Source organism: Streptomyces sp. B3I8 (genome assembly GCF_030816915.1).
Classification (GTDB): domain Bacteria; phylum Actinomycetota; class Actinomycetes; order Streptomycetales; family Streptomycetaceae; genus Streptomyces.
This window is the reverse complement of the sequence record NZ_JAUSYN010000002.1, coordinates 4,275,774-4,294,569: the sequence shown is the minus strand read 5'-3', so window position 1 is coordinate 4,294,569 and position 18,796 is coordinate 4,275,774. Positions and strand designations below refer to the sequence as shown.

Annotated in this window: 15 protein-coding genes; 5 read left to right on the top strand and 10 right to left on the bottom strand. The window is 73.7% G+C overall.

What is annotated here, in order from left to right; genetic code table 11:
* Nucleotides 1–249 precede the first annotated feature (249 nt).
* Entirely contained in the window at nt 250–675 is a 426-nt protein-coding gene (locus QFZ64_RS21270; protein WP_307068058.1) for a peptidoglycan-binding protein, read from the top strand.
* Nucleotides 676–768: 93 nt separating this feature from the next.
* Here the strand turns inward: QFZ64_RS21270 and QFZ64_RS21265 are convergent, their stop codons facing one another.
* Nucleotides 769–1,206 carry a DUF3017 domain-containing protein gene (locus QFZ64_RS21265; protein ID WP_373430763.1) on the bottom strand — a complete coding sequence of 146 codons (438 nt, stop codon included), beginning with the start codon at nt 1,204–1,206 and terminating at the stop codon, nt 769–771.
* 406 nt (nt 1,207–1,612) lie between these two features.
* Nucleotides 1,613–2,467 (bottom strand): bifunctional methylenetetrahydrofolate dehydrogenase/methenyltetrahydrofolate cyclohydrolase, encoded by an 855-nt coding sequence (locus QFZ64_RS21260; RefSeq protein ID WP_307068055.1) that lies wholly within the window; start codon nt 2,465–2,467, stop codon nt 1,613–1,615.
* A 354-nt stretch (nt 2,468–2,821) separates the two neighbouring features.
* Here QFZ64_RS21260 and QFZ64_RS21255 point away from each other — a divergent pair, with 354 nt between their 5' ends.
* Nucleotides 2,822–3,439, top strand: a complete 618-nt coding sequence (locus QFZ64_RS21255; RefSeq protein WP_307068053.1) for a hypothetical protein — start codon at nt 2,822–2,824, stop codon at nt 3,437–3,439.
* A 114-nt stretch (nt 3,440–3,553) separates the two neighbouring features.
* Here QFZ64_RS21255 and purH read toward each other — a convergent pair whose 3' ends face one another.
* On the bottom strand, nt 3,554–5,125 hold the full coding sequence (gene purH, locus QFZ64_RS21250; protein WP_307068050.1) for a bifunctional phosphoribosylaminoimidazolecarboxamide formyltransferase/IMP cyclohydrolase: 1,572 nt from the start codon (nt 5,123–5,125) through the stop codon (nt 3,554–3,556).
* Nucleotides 5,122–5,787, bottom strand: coding sequence for a phosphoribosylglycinamide formyltransferase (purN, locus tag QFZ64_RS21245; protein ID WP_307068048.1), 666 nt, complete (start codon nt 5,785–5,787; stop codon nt 5,122–5,124). The genes purH and purN overlap by 4 nt, the downstream gene beginning before the upstream one ends.
* Before the next feature lie 489 nt (nt 5,788–6,276).
* Between purN and QFZ64_RS21240 the strand changes: the two genes are divergently transcribed.
* The gene (locus tag QFZ64_RS21240) at nt 6,277–7,236 is read left to right on the top strand and encodes a hypothetical protein (protein WP_307068045.1); all 960 of its coding nucleotides are present in this window, start codon (nt 6,277–6,279) and stop codon (nt 7,234–7,236) included.
* A gap of 97 nt (nt 7,237–7,333) precedes the next feature.
* On the opposite strand, the gene QFZ64_RS21235 is transcribed toward QFZ64_RS21240, so the two are convergent.
* Complete coding sequence (locus QFZ64_RS21235) at nt 7,334–8,890, bottom strand: DUF6350 family protein (protein WP_307068043.1); 1,557 nt, start codon at nt 8,888–8,890, stop codon at nt 7,334–7,336.
* A 99-nt stretch (nt 8,891–8,989) separates the two neighbouring features.
* On the opposite strand from QFZ64_RS21235, the gene QFZ64_RS21230 reads away from it, so the two are divergent.
* The gene (locus QFZ64_RS21230; RefSeq protein WP_307068041.1) at nt 8,990–9,874 is read left to right on the top strand and encodes an RNA polymerase sigma factor; all 885 of its coding nucleotides are present in this window, start codon (nt 8,990–8,992) and stop codon (nt 9,872–9,874) included.
* 117 nt (nt 9,875–9,991) lie between these two features.
* Here QFZ64_RS21230 and sucD read toward each other — a convergent pair whose 3' ends face one another.
* The 5 genes from sucD to QFZ64_RS21205 form a co-directional block, all read right to left on the bottom strand.
* Nucleotides 9,992–10,876, bottom strand: a complete 885-nt coding sequence (gene sucD / locus QFZ64_RS21225) for a succinate--CoA ligase subunit alpha (protein WP_307068039.1) — start codon at nt 10,874–10,876, stop codon at nt 9,992–9,994.
* 28 nt (nt 10,877–10,904) lie between these two features.
* Entirely contained in the window at nt 10,905–12,089 is a 1,185-nt protein-coding gene (sucC, locus tag QFZ64_RS21220) for an ADP-forming succinate--CoA ligase subunit beta (RefSeq protein ID WP_307068037.1), read from the bottom strand.
* 591 nt (nt 12,090–12,680) lie between these two features.
* Complete coding sequence (locus QFZ64_RS21215; protein ID WP_307068035.1) at nt 12,681–13,865, bottom strand: VWA domain-containing protein; 1,185 nt, start codon at nt 13,863–13,865, stop codon at nt 12,681–12,683.
* A complete protein-coding gene (locus QFZ64_RS21210) occupies nt 13,862–16,339 on the bottom strand; it encodes a DUF5682 family protein (protein ID WP_307068033.1) in 2,478 nt (825 codons plus the stop codon). Before QFZ64_RS21210 ends, QFZ64_RS21215 begins: the two co-directional genes overlap by 4 nt.
* Entirely contained in the window at nt 16,336–17,490 is a 1,155-nt protein-coding gene (locus QFZ64_RS21205; protein WP_307068031.1) for an AAA family ATPase, read from the bottom strand. The genes QFZ64_RS21210 and QFZ64_RS21205 overlap by 4 nt, the downstream gene beginning before the upstream one ends.
* Before the next feature lie 132 nt (nt 17,491–17,622).
* Between QFZ64_RS21205 and QFZ64_RS21200 the strand changes: the two genes are divergently transcribed.
* The gene (locus tag QFZ64_RS21200; RefSeq protein WP_307068029.1) at nt 17,623–18,768 is read left to right on the top strand and encodes a hypothetical protein; all 1,146 of its coding nucleotides are present in this window, start codon (nt 17,623–17,625) and stop codon (nt 18,766–18,768) included.
* Nucleotides 18,769–18,796: the final 28 nt, after the last annotated feature.

Here is an 18,796-nt window from a genome sequence, read left to right as displayed (position 1 = left end):
CGCATCGTCGCAGCGTATCGCCGGTGCACCGGGCGGGGGTCAACCTCGCGCGGTACCGCGGTAGTTGGAGGAACCGCGCGGCTACCGCGGTCGGTGGGCGAGGAGTTCCACCCGTTGCGGGACGCGGGGGCGGGCCGGTGGAGCCTACGTTCTTGTCCCGCGGCACCGCTCGACCGGCGGGGCCGCGCACGGCGGGCCGAACGCGGTACCCGACGGGGGGACCCGGCCCGCACGCGGAAGGAGCCGGCAATGACCTCGCGCAAGCGCACCGCCCTCGCGGCGGCCTCACTCGTCCTCGGCGGCGGAGTGGCCCTGCTGCCCGTCGCGGCCGCCTCGGCGGCCCCGGCGTCGGCGACGGCGTACAGCTGCCACTACAGCAAGGGGAGCGACGGCAACGAGTACGCCGGCCACTACTCGGGCAAGTCGGTGGTGCCGTCGTCGAGCACCGTCACCAGCGCGGGCATCGAGGCGCAGTGCCTCCTGAAGCGGATGCACAACGTACTGCCCGACGTGGTCTCCAGCCCCGGCACCGTCGACGGTGTCTTCGGCACCACGTCCAAGGCGTCGATGCGGAGCTTCCAGCGGCTCGCCAACCGGGACTGGGGCGCGGGCCTCGGTGTGGACGGCCTGCCCGGCCCGCAGTCCTGGCCGTGGCTGCGGGGCCTCACGGTCTGACCGGCCCGCGCGCACGGCCCCGCGCGCCAGGTGGCCCGTACTCCCGGGGAGGTACGGGCCACCGTCAGGTTCGCGGGGAGGTCCCCGGTGCGGTCAGGTCCGGATCGTGAAGTGCAGCGTGTCGTCCAGGAACGGGATGACCAGCCAGGGACCCGGCTGCGCCATCAGCGCCAGCAGGACGATCGCGACGCCGAGCGTGCCGTACGTGAGCAGGTCAGTGAAGCGGGACCGGACGGCGAGCATGCCGACCTCGGGCAGCGCCCATCGCATCGCGGCGCCACCCAGCAGGGCGACGCCTATGAGGATCGTGCCCACGCGGAACAGGTCGAGCGAGGTGAGCAGCAGTCCGAGTCCGACGGTCAGCAGCACGACGAGGATCGGCCACTGCCGGGCGGGCGCGGGCGCGTCCCCGGGCGCGGCCCGGCCGCCGCCCTCGGGGGGCGCGGTGTCCCGGGTGAACAACGGGAACCGCCGCACACCACGCCGGGCCCGCTCGAAACGGCCGCCGCCGACGGCGATGGGGTCACGCACGGTGAGCTCGCCGCCTTCGTCGTCGTCATCGTCGTCGCGGTGGTCACGGTCGTCGTCGCTGTGGTCACGGTCGTCGTCGCTGTGGTCACGGTCGTGAACGCCGATACCGCCGTCCACCGTGCCGGCAGCCGGGGCCGGCTTCGGCTGCGACTTCGGCTTCGGCTGCGACTTCGGCTCCGGGTCGGCCTCCGGCTCGGGTTCTGATGCCGGCTCCGGCTCCGGCTCCGTCGCGCTCGACCCCGTACGGCCGTGTCCGTTCACGGTGCCGGTACCAGTGCCGGTGCCGGGCACGCTGTCCTGCGCCCGACCGTCCCCGACGGTGGCCCCGGCGCCCGGGGCCGGACCGTCCGAGGACGTCGACTCACCCGCGCCGTTGTCCCGGGCGGCCACGCCGCCCTCCCCCCGCTCAGCCGACACTGCGCTCCGCCGCCTCGACCACGTTGACGAGAAGCTGGGCACGGGTCATCGGGCCGACGCCGCCCGGGTTGGGGGAGATCCAGCCGGCGACCTCGTTGACGTCGGGGTGGACGTCGCCGACGATCTTGCCCTCGGCGTTGCGCGAGACGCCGACGTCGAGGACGGCCGCGCCGGGCTTGACGTCCTCCGCGCGCACCAGGTGCGGCGCCCCCGCCGCGGCCACGATGATGTCCGCCCGCTTCAGGTGGGCGGACAGGTCGCGCGTGCCGGTGTGGCACTGCGTGACCGTCGCGTTCTCGCTGCGCCGGGTCAGCAGCAGCGGCATCGGCCGCCCGATGGTCACGCCGCGGCCGACGACCACGACCTCCGCGCCCTTGATCTCCACGCCGTGCGCACGCAGCAGCGTGAGGATGCCGTTGGGGGTGCAGGGCAGCGGCGCGGGCTCGTTGAGCACCAGCCGGCCGAGGTTCATCGGGTGCAGGCCGTCCGCGTCCTTGGCGGGGTCCATCAGCTCCAGGATGCGGTTCTCGTCGATGCCCTTGGGCAGCGGGAGCTGCACGATGTACCCCGTGCAGGCCGGGTCCTCGTTCAGTTCGCGGACGACGGCCTCGATCTCCTCCTGCGTGGCCGTCGCGGGCAGCTCGCGCTGGAGGGAGGCGATGCCGACCTGCGCGCAGTCGCGGTGCTTGCCGGCGACGTACTTGTGGCTCCCGGGGTCGTCGCCGACCAGGACGGTGCCGAGGCCGGGCGTGACGCCCTTCTCCTTCAGGGCCGCCACGCGGGCGGTCAGATCGGACTTGATCGCGGCTGCGGTGGCCTTGCCATCGAGAATCTGGGCGGTCATGGTCCCATCCTCCCGGATGACCGCCCGGCGGTTCCAATCCGGGTCGCGATGCGAGACCGGGGAACGACGGCGCACCCCGGTTCCCTCCCCCGCCCCGGGCCGCTTCGGGGTACGGCATTACCTCCCTGATCAACGCATGATCGGAAGGTTGCGCTTGCACAACGCATATGGCATGCCTCTGGACAAACGAGCGCGCCCGCAAGAACGATGAACAGGCAGTGCCGCGGGCAGTACCGGGGGGACGAACCGCTCTTCTTCGCGAATTCCCATGGATTCTCACGAATTCAGAACCTTCCTCCGCTCCGCGCCGCGTGTCCCCGCACTCGAACGGCAGATGGAGGGAAGAAGAGCGCCATGAGTCACGGCGACCCGAACAACCCCTACGGCGCACCGCAACAAGGGCAGCAGCCCGGTTACGGGGCCCCTCAGCAGCCCGGTTACGGCGCTCCTCAGCAGCAGGGCTACGGCTACCCCCAGGGCCAGCAGCCCGGCTACGGCTATCCGCAGGCTCCCCCGGTCCAGCAGCAGTACGGCATGGGCCCGGCCATGACGTCGATGCCGGGCACGGTGAGCGCGGCGCGCGCCCTGTTGTGGGTCATCGTCGGCCTCCAGGTCATCGGCGTGGCCCTGTTCGCCATCGCGGCGGTCAGCGTCAACGCGGCGAAGGACGACAACGGGCTGAAGGACAACTCCGACTTCCAGCGTCTGGCCGACCAGTCGACCGGCGTGATGTGGGCGTTCGTCGTCTTCGGCGTCGCGTGGATGGTCTTCGCCATCGTGCTCGCGACCAAGTTCAACACCGGTGGCAACGGGGTCCGCATCACCGCCCTGGTCTTCGCCGTCGTCACCGCGATAGCGGGCATCTACCCGTTCGTGATCGTGGGCCTGGTGCACACCGTGCTGGGCATCCTGATCGCCGTCTTCGTCGGCAACTCGACGGGATCGGCCTGGTTCAACCGCCCCCGGTACTGACGCGGGCGCCCGACGGCACGACGACGGCCCCGGGCCGGTGGCGCGATGCCACCGGCCCGGGGCCGCTGTCCTACGGCGGTGCGAGCGGTGTCAGTGGTGCAGCGGTGCAGCGTGTCAGTGGAAGAAGTGCCGCGTCCCCGTGAAGTACATCGTCACGCCGGCCTTCTTCGCCGCCTCCACGACCAGCTCGTCGCGGACCGAACCGCCGGGCTGGACCACGGCCTTCACACCGGCCGCGGTGAGGATCTCCAGGCCGTCCGGGAAGGGGAAGAACGCGTCGGAGGCGGCGTACGCCCCCTGCGCGCGCTCGGCGCCCGCCCGCTCCACCGCGAGCTTCGCGGAGTCGACCCGGTTGACCTGGCCCATGCCGACGCCGACCGAGGCGCCGTCCTTGGCGAGCAGGATCGCGTTCGACTTCACGGCACGGCACGCCTTCCAGGCGAAGGCCAGTTCGGCCAGCTCCGCCTCGGAGAGCGCCTCACCGGTGGCCAGCGTCCAGGTGGCGGGGTCGTCGCCCTCGGCCTGGAGGCGGTCGGTGACCTGGAGCAGCGCGCCGCCGTCGATCGGCTTGACCTCGACCGGCGCGGCGGGCGCCTCGGGGGCGCGCAGCACGCGGATGTTCTTCTTCTTGGTGAGCGCCTCGAGGGCGCCCTCCTCGTAGTCCGGCGCGACGACGACCTCGGTGAAGATCTCCGCGACCTGCTCGGCCATCTCCTTGCTGACCGGACGGTTGACGGCGATCACGCCGCCGAACGCGGACAGCGGGTCGCAGGCGTGCGCCTTGCGGTGCGCCTCGGCGACGTCCGCGCCGACCGCGATGCCGCACGGGTTGGCGTGCTTGATGATCGCGACGCAGGGTTCGTCGTGGTCGTACGCGGCACGGCGGGCGGCGTCCGTGTCCGTGTAGTTGTTGTACGACATCTCCTTGCCGTGGAGCTGTTCGGCCTGCGCGAGGCCGCCGCCCCCGGGCGTGGTGTAGAGCGCGGCGGGCTGGTGCGGGTTCTCGCCGTAGCGCAGGGTGTGCGCGCGGTCCCAGGTGGCGCCGAGGAAGTCCGGGAAGCGCGACTCGTCGACCGGGGCGTACTCGGAGGCGAACCAGGAGGCGACGGCCACGTCGTACGCGGCGGTGTGCTGGAAGGCCTCGGCGGCCAGCCGCTTGCGGGCGGCGAGGTCGAAGCCGCCGTCCTTGACCGCCGAGAGCACGTCGGCGTACCGGGCGGGGCTGGTGACCACGGCCACCGACGGGTGGTTCTTGGCGGCGGCGCGCACCATGGACGGCCCGCCGATGTCGATCTGCTCGACGCACTCGTCCGGCCCCGCGCCCGAGGCGACGGTCTCCCGGAACGGGTACAGGTTGACGACGACGATGTCGAACGGCGCCACGCCCAGCTCGTCGAGCTGCTGCCGGTGGCTGTCCAGGCGCAGGTCGGCGAGGATGCCGGCGTGCACCTTGGGGTGGAGGGTCTTGACCCGGCCGTCGAGGCACTCCGGGAACCCGGTGAGTTCCTCGACCTTGGTGACGGGCACACCGGCGGCGGCGATCCGCCCGGCGGTGGAGCCGGTGGAGACGAGTTCGACGCCGGCCTCGTGCAGCCCGCGGGCGAGCTCCTCGAGTCCGGTCTTGTCGTAGACGCTGACGAGCGCGCGACGGATGGCCCGCTTGTTGCTTCCGGCGGTGGCGGTCACTGGATAACTACCTTTCGTCCCTCGATGCGATAGCCGTTGCGGGCGAGCCGCCCCACGACATCGACGAGCAGCCTTCGCTCGACTTCCTTGATGCGCTCGTGCAGAGCGGCACCGTCGTCCTCGTGGTCCTCGTCCCGGACCTCGACCACGCCCTGCGCGATGATCGGCCCGGTGTCGACACCGTCGTCGACGAAGTGGACGGTGCAGCCGGTGACCCGGACGCCGTACGCGAGCGCGTCCCGCACACCGTGGGCTCCCGGGAAGCTGGGGAGGAGGGCGGGGTGCGTGTTGACGAACCGCCCGCCGAACCGTGCGAGGAACCGCTTCCCCACGATCTTCATGAACCCGGCCGAGACGACCAGGTCGGGCTCGTACGCGGCGACGGCCTCGGCGAGTGCCGCGTCCCACTCCTCACGGGTGGCGTGGTCGCGGACCCGGCAGACGAAGGTGGGCACCCCGGCGCGCTCGGCGCGGGCCAGTCCCTCGATGCCGGCGCGGTCGGCCCCGACGGCGACGATCTCCGCGCCGTAGGCGGCGGCTCCCGCCTCGGCGATGGTGTCGAGCATCGCCTGCAGATTGGTGCCGGACCCGGAGACCAGGACGACCAGACGTCCCGGCCCGGAACGGCGTCCGGGCACGGGAGCCACGGGCTTGGCGGCCACGGCGGGCCCTTTCGTCGGGAGAACGTTCCGGAGAACATTCGGGATGAGCATGCGGTGTGCGGGCGACGCGTACGACGTTCGTCTTTGTACGTTCGTACGAATGCTTCGGGCCCCCGCACACGGGGAAGCCTACGAAGCGGCCGACCGCCCGCAACGATACCGGCACACCGGACAACCCCCACGGGACGGGGGCGGAGCCGGGCGGTAGCGTGCGGGGAGCACCCGCCCGCGGCGGGCGGCCCGCGCGCGGGGAACGACCCGTCCGCGCGGGACGTTCACCGGTCGGGTACGCGAACACCCGGGCAGGGACGCCACGGGTGCCGGGGTACGGGTCCTCGCGACCGGTACGCACGCCCGGAGTGCGCCTCCGCACATCCGTACGACACCTGTACGACGCCCGTACGCGCAACGCGCTGACGAGCCGCACGGACCACACGGACCGCACCGCCCGCCGCCCGCCGGAACCACCAAGGGGAAGACGCACACCTGATGCCGGACAGCCGTTTCCGACACCCGCACCTCCTGCCGCGCGAGCGGCACCAGCCCCCGCACCCGCCGCACGGGGGCACGTCCGCGCCCGGCGGAGAGGGTCCGGGTGGGGCGAGTGGGTCCAGTTCCGTCTCCGGGTCCGGCTCGGAGTCAGGGACCGGGACCGGGTCGGATCGTGCGGGTGGGGCGCCCTCGGGGGACGACAACCCGTTCGCGCCGCCGCCCGAGGGCGCACCGGACCGCCCGTGGCAGCCCCGGCGCCCGGAAGGCGGTCAGGGTGGTCAGGGCGAGAGCCACGGTCGGGGTGAGGGCCGGGGGCACGACGGTCAGGGCGGCCAGGGCGGCTCCGCGTGGGGCAGCCAGTGGAGCGACCGGCAGCCGGGACCGTCGACGGACGGCAGTTTCGGCACGCGCCCGCACCGGCCCGGCGGCCCGGAGGGCCCCGGCGACGGCGGTCCCGGGGACCAGGGCGGTCCCGGGGGCCAGGGCGGTCCCGGGGGCCAGGGCGGACCCGGGGGCCAGGGGAACGGCGGGCTGCGCTGGGACCCGGCCGACCCCGCTCAGCGCAAGGCGCGCTACGCGCTCCTGTCCGGCATGTGGGCCGTCTTCTTCGCCCTGTTCGGCTGGCCGTCGGTGGCACTGCTGCTGGGCGCGCTCGGGCTGTACTGGGGCGTGAGCGCGCTGCGCGCCAAGCCCCCGCGTCCACAGAACGGCACGTCCGCTCCGGTTCCCGCCCAGGCCCCCGCCCCGCAGCCGCCGGGCCGCCCCCGGACGACGGCGGCGGTCAGCGGCCTGGTCACGGCTTCCCTGGCCCTGCTGCTGGTGGCCATGACCTTCACCGCGCACCTGGTCTACAACGACTACTACACCTGCGCGAAGGACGCCCTCACCAACTCCGCGAAGCAGGACTGCGAGTCCAAGCTCCCCCACCAGCTCCGCGACCTGATGGGCACGCAGTAGACACGCCGCAGATACGCCGCGGACCGGCCGGTAAGGGATTCCTCGGTCTCGCCGGGTGGGTCTCGCCGGGTGGGTCTCGCCGGGTGAGCCCCGCGCCTCACCCTGGCGGCGCGTCCCGGGGTTCCACCGGCTGAGCGGGTACCACCGGTTCCGCGTCCACCGGCAGGAAGTCGTAGGCGTCCTCCGGCTCCACCCTCCCCTTCGGGGCGGGGGCGCCGGAGGGGGCGGCGGCAGCGTCGGCACCGGTGCCGGCATCCGCGCCCCGGAACACCCGGACGCCCCACCACAGCACGCCCACCGGTACCCCCACACCGACGATCCACCCCGCGGCGGCGCCACCGACCTGCCACCACACCGGCCCGAACCGCGCCAGCCCCCGCACCCCCATCGCACCGCCGGCCACCCACGCCAGCCCCCCGGCCGCCGCACCGCACCCGGCCCCCGCCGCCGCCACGACCTCCGCCACCCGCAGCCACGACCACCGCGCCCGCTCCCCCGCCGCGGCCCCGGCCGCACTGCACCCCACGACCGCCCCCGCGACCACGGGCACCAGCGCCACGGCCCACCCGAGCCACGCCCCGCCCTCCGTCGGCACCGCCGCCAGCAGCGGGAACCGCGGCAGCGACCCCGGCGCCGCGACCCCCGTGTCCCCCCAGGGCCCGGCCACCCGCCCGGCCCCCAGGACGAACCCCGGCCCGATCCCGTAGGCCGCGCCCCATACCGCCGCGTTCGGCAGCAGGACCACTGCGAGCAGGACCACCGTGAGCCGTCCCCACCATCCGGGCGTGAGCTGCAGCAGGGAGTCCCGCACGGCCTCGCCGTGCCAGGCCAGCGAGGCGAGCACGAGCAGCGCGCCGCCCGCCACCAGCACCGTGACCCCGCGCAGCGCGGCCCGTGCCGCCACTCGCGCCCACAGTGGCAGCGCGTCCCCCGGTGACCCGTACGCCGCCCACACGCCCCATCCCGCGGCGAGCCCGGTGAGCAGCGGCAGGCAGCAGGCGGTCCAGGCCCAGGACGGCCGCGGCTCACCACCGGACGCGTACACCGCCGCGACGGTGCCGACCGCGAGGTAGCCGGTCATGACGCCGCACCAGGCCATGCGCGGCGTGAGGGGCGGTGCGTCCCGGTGTCCCTCCCGGAGCACGTCGACCGCGTCCCGCCCCGCCCGGTGGAGCAGCCACACCGGCAGCACGGGCAGCAGCAGCGGGGTGACGCCGACGGGGGCGGGCACCCCGGTGAGCGTGTCGCCGCGCAGCAGTTCGACGCCGTGGCCCATGAGCCAGAGGGAGGCGGCCAGGTGCAGGGCACCGTCCGGCCCGCCGTCCGGGTACGGGGAGGTGACCCACAGCGCCAGTACCAGTACGGCGAACGCGCCGAGCCCGAGCCCGGCCGCGATCGCACCGCCCAGCAGGCCGGCGCCCAGCCCGGGCGCACGGTCCCGCACCCTGCTGCGCAGCCGCCCGCGGAGCCGGAGCAGCAACCGGGTGAGCAGCCACGCGAGCAACCGGGTGAGCGACCGCGTGGTCAGCGAGGGCGACCGCGTGACCTGCGGGGGTGGCGATGAGGCCGGGGGCGGCGACGAGGCCGGGGGCGGCGGCGAGGCCGGAGATGTCGGCGAGGCGCGACGTTCGATCCATGGGAGCACGACGGCCATGCTCCCAACGGCACCCACTTTTCCGTCGTAACGGGCGAGACTCGGCAGTGTCGCCCAAAATACGTTTATGTTCTTTTTCGTACGAAAGGGTGGCGTTCAGTGACAGCGAGTCAATTCGTGCCCGCTCGGCCCAAGCCGACTCCGCTCACACCCGGCCGACACCCGCACGCTCAGCTCACGCCCGCTCAGCTCACGCCCGCTCAGGCTTTCGACGCGTTGTACGGCTTCTGCGCCCCCGTTCTCGTACGGCAGGCCTATCTGCTCACCGGGCGGCGGGCGTTGGCCCGGGAGTCGGTGGAGCGGGCCTTCGAACTGGCCTGGCGGCGCTGGCCCGAGGTGGCGCGCGACCGTGACCCCGGCGGATGGGTGCGGGCGGCCACCCATGAGTACGCGCTCTCGCCCTGGCACCGGTTCCGGAGGCGTCACCGGCAACCGGAGCCGCCGCCCGGGGACCCGTCCGGACGCGCGCTCCTCGACGTGCTGCTCCGGCTGCCGCCGCCGTACCGGCGCACGCTGCTGCTGCACGACGGGGTCGGGCTGACGGTACGGCAGATCGCCGGGGAGACGGAGGCGACCACCTCGGCCGCGGCGAACCGGCTGCGCCACGCCCGCGAGGCGATGAGCGCGCGGCTGCCGGGCGCGACGGCCCCCTCGGACCTGCACCGGCGCCTGACCGAGTTGGCGGCGACGGAGATCCCGGCCGCCGCGCCCCCGCCCACGGTGCGCACGACGGGCGAGCGACGCGACCGCCAGTGGGTACGGACGGCGGCGGTCCTGGTCACCACCCTGACCGGCACGACGGCGATCACTCTGCAGTACGCCCCCGACCACTACGAACGCCCGGTCCCCCGGGGCGCGGCGATCCACGGCCTCCCCGCGCACGTGGCCCAGGGCCCGCTGTCGGAGAGGTCCCGCGCGCTGCACGAGGCCCTGCGGTCCCACCTCCCCCAGGGTCCCCACCGCCTCGTCCCGTCGGCCCGCTGAACAGCACGGCTGAACGGCACAGAAGAGCCCGCCCTCCCACAGGGGAGAGCGGGCTCACCGTTGCGAGGGGCGGCGGCCCGGTGGCCGCACCTCCCCCGAACCGGGAACAGGAACGCCTCAGCCGGCGAGGATCTCCCGCGCCAGCTTCGCGGTCTCGGTCGGCGTCTTGCCGACCTTGACCCCGGCGGCCTCGAGGGCCTCCTTCTTCGCCTGGGCGGTGCCGGACGAACCGGAGACGATGGCGCCGGCGTGGCCCATGGTCTTGCCTTCGGGCGCGGTGAAGCCCGCGACGTAGCCGACGACCGGCTTGGTCACGTTCTTCGAGATGTACTCCGCCGCACGCTCCTCGGCGTCGCCCCCGATCTCGCCGATCATCACGATCAGGTCGGTCTCGGGGTCGGCCTCGAACGCGGCGAGCGCGTCGATGTGCGTGGTGCCGATGATCGGGTCGCCACCGATGCCGACGGCCGTCGAGAAGCCGATGTCCCGCAGCTCGTACATCATCTGGTACGTCAGCGTGCCGGACTTCGACACCAGACCGATGCGGCCCGGCTTGGTGATGTCGCCCGGGATGATGCCCACGTTCGACTGGCCCGGCGTGATGATGCCGGGGCAGTTCGGGCCGATGATCCGGGTCTTGTTGCCCTTCTTGCCGGCGTACGCCCAGAACGACGCCGAGTCGTGCACGGCGATGCCCTCGGTGATCACGACGGCCAGCGGGATCTCGGCGTCGATGGCCTCGACGACGGCGTCCTTGGTGAACTTCTCCGGCACGAAGATGACGGAGACGTCGGCGCCGGTCTTCTCGATGGCCTCCTTGACGGTGCCGAAGACGGGTACCTCGGTGCCGTCGAAGTCCACGGTCTGTCCCGCCTTGCGCGGGTTCACGCCGCCCACGACCTCGGTGCCGTCGGCGAGCATGAGCTTGGTGTGCTTCATGCCCGTGGCGCCGGTCATGCCCTGGACGATGACCTTGCTGTCCTTGTTGAGCCAGATAGCCATGGTGTGTTGATGTCCTCGTCCTGAGTGATTACTTGGCGGCGGCGTGAGCCAGCTCGGCGGCCTTGTCGGCCGCGCCGTCCATGGTGTCGACGCGCTGGACCAGCGGGTGGCCCGCGTCGGTGAGGATCTTCCGGCCGAGCTCGGCGTTGTTGCCGTCGAGCCGGACGACGAGCGGCTTGCTGACGTTCTCGCCGCGGTCCTCCAGGAGCTTCAGCGCCTGGACGATGCCGTTGGCGACCTCGTCACAGGCGGTGATGCCACCGAAGACGTTGACGAACACGGAGCGCACGTCCGGGTCGCCGAGGATGATCTCCAGGCCGTTCGCCATGACCTGGGCGGAGGCACCGCCACCGATGTCCAGGAAGTTGGCGGGCTTGACGTTGCCGTGCTTCTCACCGGCGTACGCGACGACGTCCAGGGTGCTCATGACGAGACCCGCGCCGTTGCCGATGATGCCGACCTCGCCGTCGAGCTTGACGTAGTTGAGGTTCTTCTCCTTGGCGGCGGCCTCCAGCGGGTTGGCCGCGGCCTTGTCGTGGAACTCCTCGAAGTCCGGGTGACGGAACTCGGCGTTGTCGTCCAGGGAGACCTTGCCGTCGAGGGCGATGACCTCGCCGGAGGCGACCTTGGCCAGCGGGTTGACCTCGACCAGGAGGGCGTCCTCCTTGATGAAGGTGTCCCACAGCTTGACCAGGACGTTCGCGACCTGGTCGGCGACCTCGGCCGGGAACTTCGCGGCCTCGACGATCTCGCGCGCCTTCTCCGGCGTCACGCCGTCGATCGCGTCGATCGGGGTCTTGGCGACGGCCTCCGGACGGTTGGCGGCCACCTCCTCGATCTCCATGCCGCCCTCGACCGAGGCGATGGAGAGGAACGTGCGGTTCGCACGGTCGAGGAGGAAGGAGACGTAGTACTCCTCGACGATCTCCGGGGCGGTCTCGGCGATCATCACCTTGTGGACCGTGTGGCCCTTGATGTCCATCCCGAGGATGTCCGTCGCACGGGCGACGGCCTCGTCCGCGGACGCGGCCAGCTTCACGCCACCGGCCTTGCCACGACCACCGACCTTCACCTGCGCCTTGACGACGGACTTGCCGCCCAGACGCTCAGTGATCTCGCGCGCCGCCTCAGGCGTGTCGATGACTTCACCGGCCAGCACCGGTACATCGTGCTTGGCGAAGAGGTCCCTCGCCTGGTACTCGAACAGGTCCACGCGCTTCCGTCCCTATCAGTGATCTCGCGGTTCGTTGGATGCGTGGGCGTGCCGCGAGGGCAACGTGACGTCCGCTGTGTCACAAGGGGAGCGCACACGGTGACCGAGCGCGCGGCATGTCCGTCTCGCAGGTTATCGCCGCCGGGGGTGGGGCTCTAAATCGCGGATCACACCTGAGCGGTGATACCTGTCACATGATGCCTGCCCAGCTGGCACGGCGTGCCGCGCGAGAGCGGCCTCACCGGGCCGGGGCCGGCCCGGTGAGGCCCTGCTCAGCACCTCACGGGATGCGCTGACCCCGCGGGGCGCGGCGGACGGACCCTTCCCCGACGGGTCCCCGCCCCGTCCGCAGGGACCCGACCGGACGGTTCCGACGGCTTTCGGCCGTCCAGGGCGGATTCCTGTGGGGTACTGGGGCGGCGCGACTTCTTCGGTGTCCGCGTCTTCGGTGTCCGCATCTTCGGTGTCCGCATCTTCGGTGTCCGGCTGGTTCTTTCGGTGTCCGGCAGGATGGCGGGCAAGCGGATGGCACGGGCTCCGCTCCCCGTGTCCACGGGGGTGGTGGCCGTGAGGGGGGGGCGAAGGGGACTCTCAGCCCGCGTCCGCGTCCGGGACCGGCAGTGGGCGTCTCTCGATCGCGGCCGCCATCACCTCGGGGAACAGTTCGGGCGTGCACGCGAACGCCGGTGCCCCCAGCGCCGCGAGGGCCGCCGCGTGCTCGCGGTCATAGGCGGGCGCCCCCTCGTCGGACAGCGCGAGCAGCGCCACGAACCGCACGCCCGAGGCCCTCATCGCAGCCACCCGCTTCAGCATCTCGTCGCGTATCCCGCCCTCGTAGAGGTCACTGATGAGGACCACGACGGTGTCGGCGGGGCGGGTGATCCGTGACTGGCAGTACGCCAGTGCCCTGTTGATGTCCGTGCCACCGCCGAGCCGGGTGCCGAAGAGGACGTCGACCGGGTCGTCGAGCCGGTCGGTCAGATCGGCCACCGCCGTGTCGAAGACGACGAGCCGCGTGGCTATCGACCGCATGGACGCCAGTACCGCCCCGAACACGGAGGCGTACACGACCGACGAGGCCATCGACCCCGACTGGTCGATGCACAGGACGACCTCCTTCCGCACCGACGCCGACGCGCGCCCGTGCCCGACGAGCCGCTCCGGGACGATCGTGCCGTGCTCGGGCAGGTAGTGCTTGAGGTTGGCCGCGATCGTCCGGTTCCAGTCGATGTCGTGGTGACGGGGCCGGGCGACCCGGGCGCTGCGGTCGAGGGCGCCGGTGAGCGCGGCCCGGGTACGGGTGGCGAGCCGCTCCTCCAACTCCTCCACGACCTTGCGCACCACCGCTCGTGCGGTCTCCCTCGTCGTCTCGGGCATCGCCTTGTTGAGGGAGAGCAGGGTGCCGACCAGGTGGACGTCGGCCTCCACCGCCTCGAGCATCTCCGGCTCCAGCAGCAGCGTGGCCAGGCCGAGCCGGTCGATGGCGTCCCGCTGCATGACGCGCACCACGGAGGCCGGGAAGTACGTCCGTATGTCCCCGAGCCACCGGGCGACCGAGGGCGCGGACGCTCCCAGCCCCGCCGAACGGTCCCGGCCCGACGCCGGTTTCTCCCGCGTCCCGTAGAGCGAGTTCAGCGCGCCGTCCATCGCGGCGTCCCGCCCGGCGAGGCCGTGCCCGGTGCCGTCCGCGTCGCCCCCGCCGAGCACGAGCCGCCATCGCCGCAGCCGCTCCTCCGCCGCGCCCCGCGAAGGAGGCCTTTCCCGGTCCTGTGTCATGTCACCGCCTTCCCTTCCTCGTGTGTGCCGGCGGCCGCATCTGTGCCGGCGTCTTCGCCCGCGTCGGTGTCGGCGCCCGCGTCGGGGCCCTCTCGTCCGTCGTGCCCCCGGGGTCTGCGGGCGTCCCCCTCCGCCGCCGTGCCGAGGAGGAGGCTCAGCACGGGCAGTACGGCGTCCGCGCGCCCGGTGTCGAGGCCGTCCCCGAACCCCGGGAGACCCGCGCCCGCGTGCTCTGCGCTCCCCCGCGCCCCGGGGCCGCGCCGCACCAGTTCGCCGAGCGTGCGGCGCGCCCCCGTCTCGTACGCCGCGAACGTGCGCCGCAGCAGGGGCAGTACGTCGTCGAACGCGCTGTCCGGGACCGCCGTCAGCCAGTCGTCCACCAGGCCCCGCAGCCGTTCGTCGTGCACCAGGAGCATTCCGCCACCGGAGCCGCCGCCGAGGAATCCCTCGATCCACGCGGCGGCGTCCGCCGGCGGGGTGCCCGGTGACAGGACGAGTCCCATCAGCCGGGCGGCCTCCCCCTCGGTCAGCTCCCCGTCGTCGAGCAGCAGCCGCACGGCGCGGCCGCGCACGATCCCCGCGCATGTGTCGCGTGCCGACAGCACACGCAGCACCTCGTGCCAGCGCCCGCGCAGATCGCCGCGGCCGGGCGGCGGCCCGGTTCCCTCCGCCAGCAGTGTCACCGCCCCGTGCACGGCGTCGACATGGCGCCGCATCTCCGCCGCGGCCTCGGCGCCGAGCGCGGCGCAGGCGGGCGGGAGGCCGACGAACACCCGTTCGGCGAGGCCGCCGGCGACCTCGGCCAGGGCTCCGGTGTCCGTGCCGCGCACATCGCCGTAGCGCAGGGAGCGGACGAGGGCGGGCAGGGCCTGGGCGAGGTGGCCGACGTCGGTGTCCAGTGCGGCCCGGTCGACGAGCACCCGCATCACCACCGGCAGCGCGTCCGGGAGTCCGGCCCGCAGACACCGCTCGGCGAGCGCGGTGACCTCGGCGAGCCCCCGGGCGGACAGCGCCTCCGCCTCGGCCTTCGCGGTCGCGGCCGTGAGCACCGTGGTGCCCCACACCCCCGCCTCGGCGACCCGCACCGCCAGTTCGGGCTCCCAGCGCAGCCGCCAGGTCTCCCGGAAGGTGCCGGTGCTCCCGCGTCCCCCGACCGGCTCGCCCCAGCCGATGCCCAGCAGTCGCAGCCGGTGCAGCAGCCGACTGCGCCCGGCGTCGGTCTCCTTGCGCAGGTCCAGCCCGGCCTCGCGCGCCGACGGCTCGGGTTTCAGCCGCAGCCGCCGTTGGTGCCGGGCGAGGTCGCGCTGCAACGGCACCGCGGGCGCCGACTCGGGCACCCGCCCCAGCACTTCCCCGACCACGAGCCGGTCCCGCACCAGCGCCAGCGGCACCTCCGAGCCCTCGCACAGCACCGCCCGTACGGCGTCGAGCGTCTCGGTCAGCCCGGGCAGCGGGCGGCCGCGCAGCACCGCGAGCGTCTCCGCGAGCCGTACCGCCTCGATGACGTCCGCGGACGACACGATCCGGTCCTCGGCCCGCAGGAGCCCGGCCACCTCGGTCAGCCACCGCTCGACGGGGCGGTCCGGGGCGGTGAACAGATGCCCGTACCAGCCGGGCGACTCGATGCCCGCGCCGTAGCCTCCCGCCCGGGAGAGCCGGCGGTGGGTCCACGGCACCCACGTCACGTCGGCCTTCACCCGGGGCAGCCCCCTCACCAGGGCCCGGTCGGCGGCGAGGGGGGTGCGCTCCCGCAGCGCGGGCACGTGCCAGGCCCCGCAGACCACGGCCACGGAGGACTCCCCGAACTCCTTGACCGCCGCCCGCAGCTGGATGCGCATGTAGGCCTCGCGCACCAGGTCCCGCGGGTGCCCGCCGTCGCCGTAGGTCTCCCGGAGCGCGGTCATCGCCTCGTCGAGCGCCGCGAACGGCGCGAGTGCGTCCTCCGTCCGGCCCTGGTGTTCGACCGCGTCCTCCCACCAGCGCTCCGGGTCGTCGTACCCGGCCGCGTCGGCGAGCACGGCGAGCGGATCCACCCGCACACGCACGGCATCGGTTTCTTCGGCGGCGTCGGTTCCTTCGGCCGCATCGGCTCCTCCGGCGGCGTCGACTTCGCCGTCCGTGTCGGCTTCGTCGTCCGCCTGCCCCTCCTGGGCCAGGGTGTGCGCGGCCGGCAGGTCGATGAAGCGGGCGGGCACGCCGTGCTCCAGCGCCCAGCGCAGGGCCACCCACTCCGGGGAGAACTCGGCCAGCGGCCAGAACGCCGAGCGCCCCGGTTCGTCCACCGCGTGGGCGAGCAGCGCGACCGGCGGCCGCATCGCCCGGTCCGCGGCGAGCGGGATCAGCGGATCCGCCTCGGGCGGCCCCTCGATCAGCACGGTCCTGGGCCGCGCCGCCGTGAGCGCGGCCCGCACCGCCCGCGCCGAACCCGGCCCGTGGTGGCGGACGCCGAGCAGCAGCGGCCCCTTCGCGGTCATGGGCTCACCTCCCGGCAGGCCCGGTAGAAGTCCGCCCACCCCTCCCGTTCCCGCACGACCGCCTCCAGGTACTCCCGCCAGGCGACACGGTCGGCCGTCGGATCCCGGACGACGGCGCTCAGGACTCCGGCGGCGACATCGTCCGGCCGCAGCACGCCGTCACCGAAGTGGGCGGCCAGGGCCAGCCCGCCGGTGACCACGGAGATCGCCTCGGCCGTGGACAGAGTGCCGCTCGGCGACTTCAGCTTCGTCCGGCCGTCCGCGGTGACGCCGTCGCGCAGTTCACGGAAGACGGTGACGACGCGTCGGATCTCGTCGATGCCGTCGGGCGCCGGGGGCAGGTCAAGGGCGCGGCCGATCTGGTCGACCCGGCGGGTGACGATCTCCACCTCGGCCTCGGCGGTGGCCGGCAGGGGCAGCACCACCGTGTTGAAGCGGCGGCGCAGGGCGCTGGAGAGTTCGTTGACCCCGCGGTCGCGGTCGTTCGCCGTGGCGATGAGGTTGAAGCCGCGGACGGCCTGCACCTCCTGCCCCAACTCCGGTATCGGCAGGACCTTCTCGGACAGAACAGTGATCAGCGTGTCCTGGACGTCCGCCGGGACGCGGGTCAGTTCCTCGACGCGCGCGGTCATTCCCCCGGCCATCGCGCGCATCACCGGGCTCGGCACCAGCGCGTCCCGGCTGGGGCCGCGGGCCAGGAGCTGCGCGTAGTTCCAGCCGTAGCGGATGGCCTCCTCGGGGGTGCCGGCGGTGCCCTGCACCAGCAGCGTCGAGTCGCCGCTGACGGCCGCGGCCAGGTGCTCCGACATCCATGTCTTGGCGGTGCCGGGCACGCCGAGCAGGAGCAGCGCGCGGTCGGTGGCGAGGGTGGAGACGGCGACCTCGACGATACGGCGCGGGCCCACGTACTTCGGTGTGATCACCATGCCGTCCGACAGGGTGCCGCCGAGCAGATACGTGACCACGGCCCACGGCGACAGCCTCCAGCGGGGTGGACGCGGGCGGTCGTCCCGCGCGGCCAGGGCGGCGAGTTCGCCCGCGAACGCGTCCTCGGCGTGCGGCCGCAGGACCTGGGTGGCTCTGGTGGCGTGCACGTTGTCGTCGTCGGTTCCGCTGTGTGCGGCGGTCGTCTCTTTCTCGGGCGCAGGCATGGGCGGGTCCCCCTCCAGCTCGGCCGGTCCGGATCTGGTTCCACCCTGCACCACACCACTGACAATCATCCTGACCTGCACGAACGCGCCCGCTGCGACGGATTGTCAGTGGCGGGATCTACCGTCGGTGGCATGAGTGATTCGGGGGTGCGCGTGCGCCGGACCACGGACCAGGTGCCGACACCGGCACCGGCGTCCGACGTCGCGTCATGCGCGGCGGGTGCGGCGGGTGCGGCGGAATCTGCGGGCACGGCAGACCCGGCGGGCGCGGCGGGCGGCGGGCTCGGGGCGGCCGGCGGCGACTCCGCGCCCGCCGTGGCGTCGGCCGCCCGCGGCGCCGCCCTGCGCCGCGCGGAGTCGCGGGCGGCCAGGGTCACGGCGGGGGTCACGGAGCTGGAGCGGCGGCTGGCCGATCTGCTGCGCGGGGGTCTGGCCGCCGCGCAGGAGGAGGGGTACGGGCTGTGGGAGGAGACGGCGGCCCGCATGGTGGACGCCCAGGCGCCCGGTCTGGCCGCGCGGGTACGGGAGTTGGGGGCCGTGCCGGGTTCGGGTCCCGGGTGGCCCGCCCGGCTGCTGGAGGAGTGCGCGCTGCTCCACCTGCTCGACCGGGGCTGGCTGCGCCACGGCGAACTGCCCGACGGCCTCGCGGCGACGGTCCGCTCGCGCATCGGCCTGCCCTCCTCGCCCGGAGGTCCGCCGGTGCGGGACCGCTGGCTGGTGCTGGCCCAGTACGACACGTACGACACCAGGCTCACCACACGCCGGATCTGGCTGTACGGCACGGAGTCCGGCCGTACGGCGCTGGTCCTGTCCTACGGGGCGGCCGGCCGCGCCCCGGAGCTGTCCTTGCCGGTGGGACGGACGCTGGACGCGGAGACGGTGGCGTACCCGGGGGCGGGGCAGTCACGGGTGGCCCTGGGCGAGCGGTTCTCCACCCCCGTCCCGCTGCCGGTACGCCCTCCCGGCAGCGGTCCGGCCGAGGCGGCCGCCCGCTACGGCGAGGCACTCGCGGACGACCCGTGGCAGGACGCGTACCCGGTGACGCTGCGCCGCGTGGTGCCGGTCCCGGCCGCCGAGGGCTCCTGGCAACTGGCGGACGCGGACGGCGACCTGGCGCTGCCCGTGACCCCGGCGGGCGGGTCCCGCTCCGGTCTGTGGCGGCTGGTCGCCCTCTCGGGCGGCTCTCCGGTCACGGTCTTCGGCGAGTGCGGCCACCGCGGTTTCACCCCGCTGACCGCCTGGCCGGAGGGGCCCGGTGAGGCGGTGCCGCTGTGCTGACACGGGACGACGGGCACCGGTGTCCGGC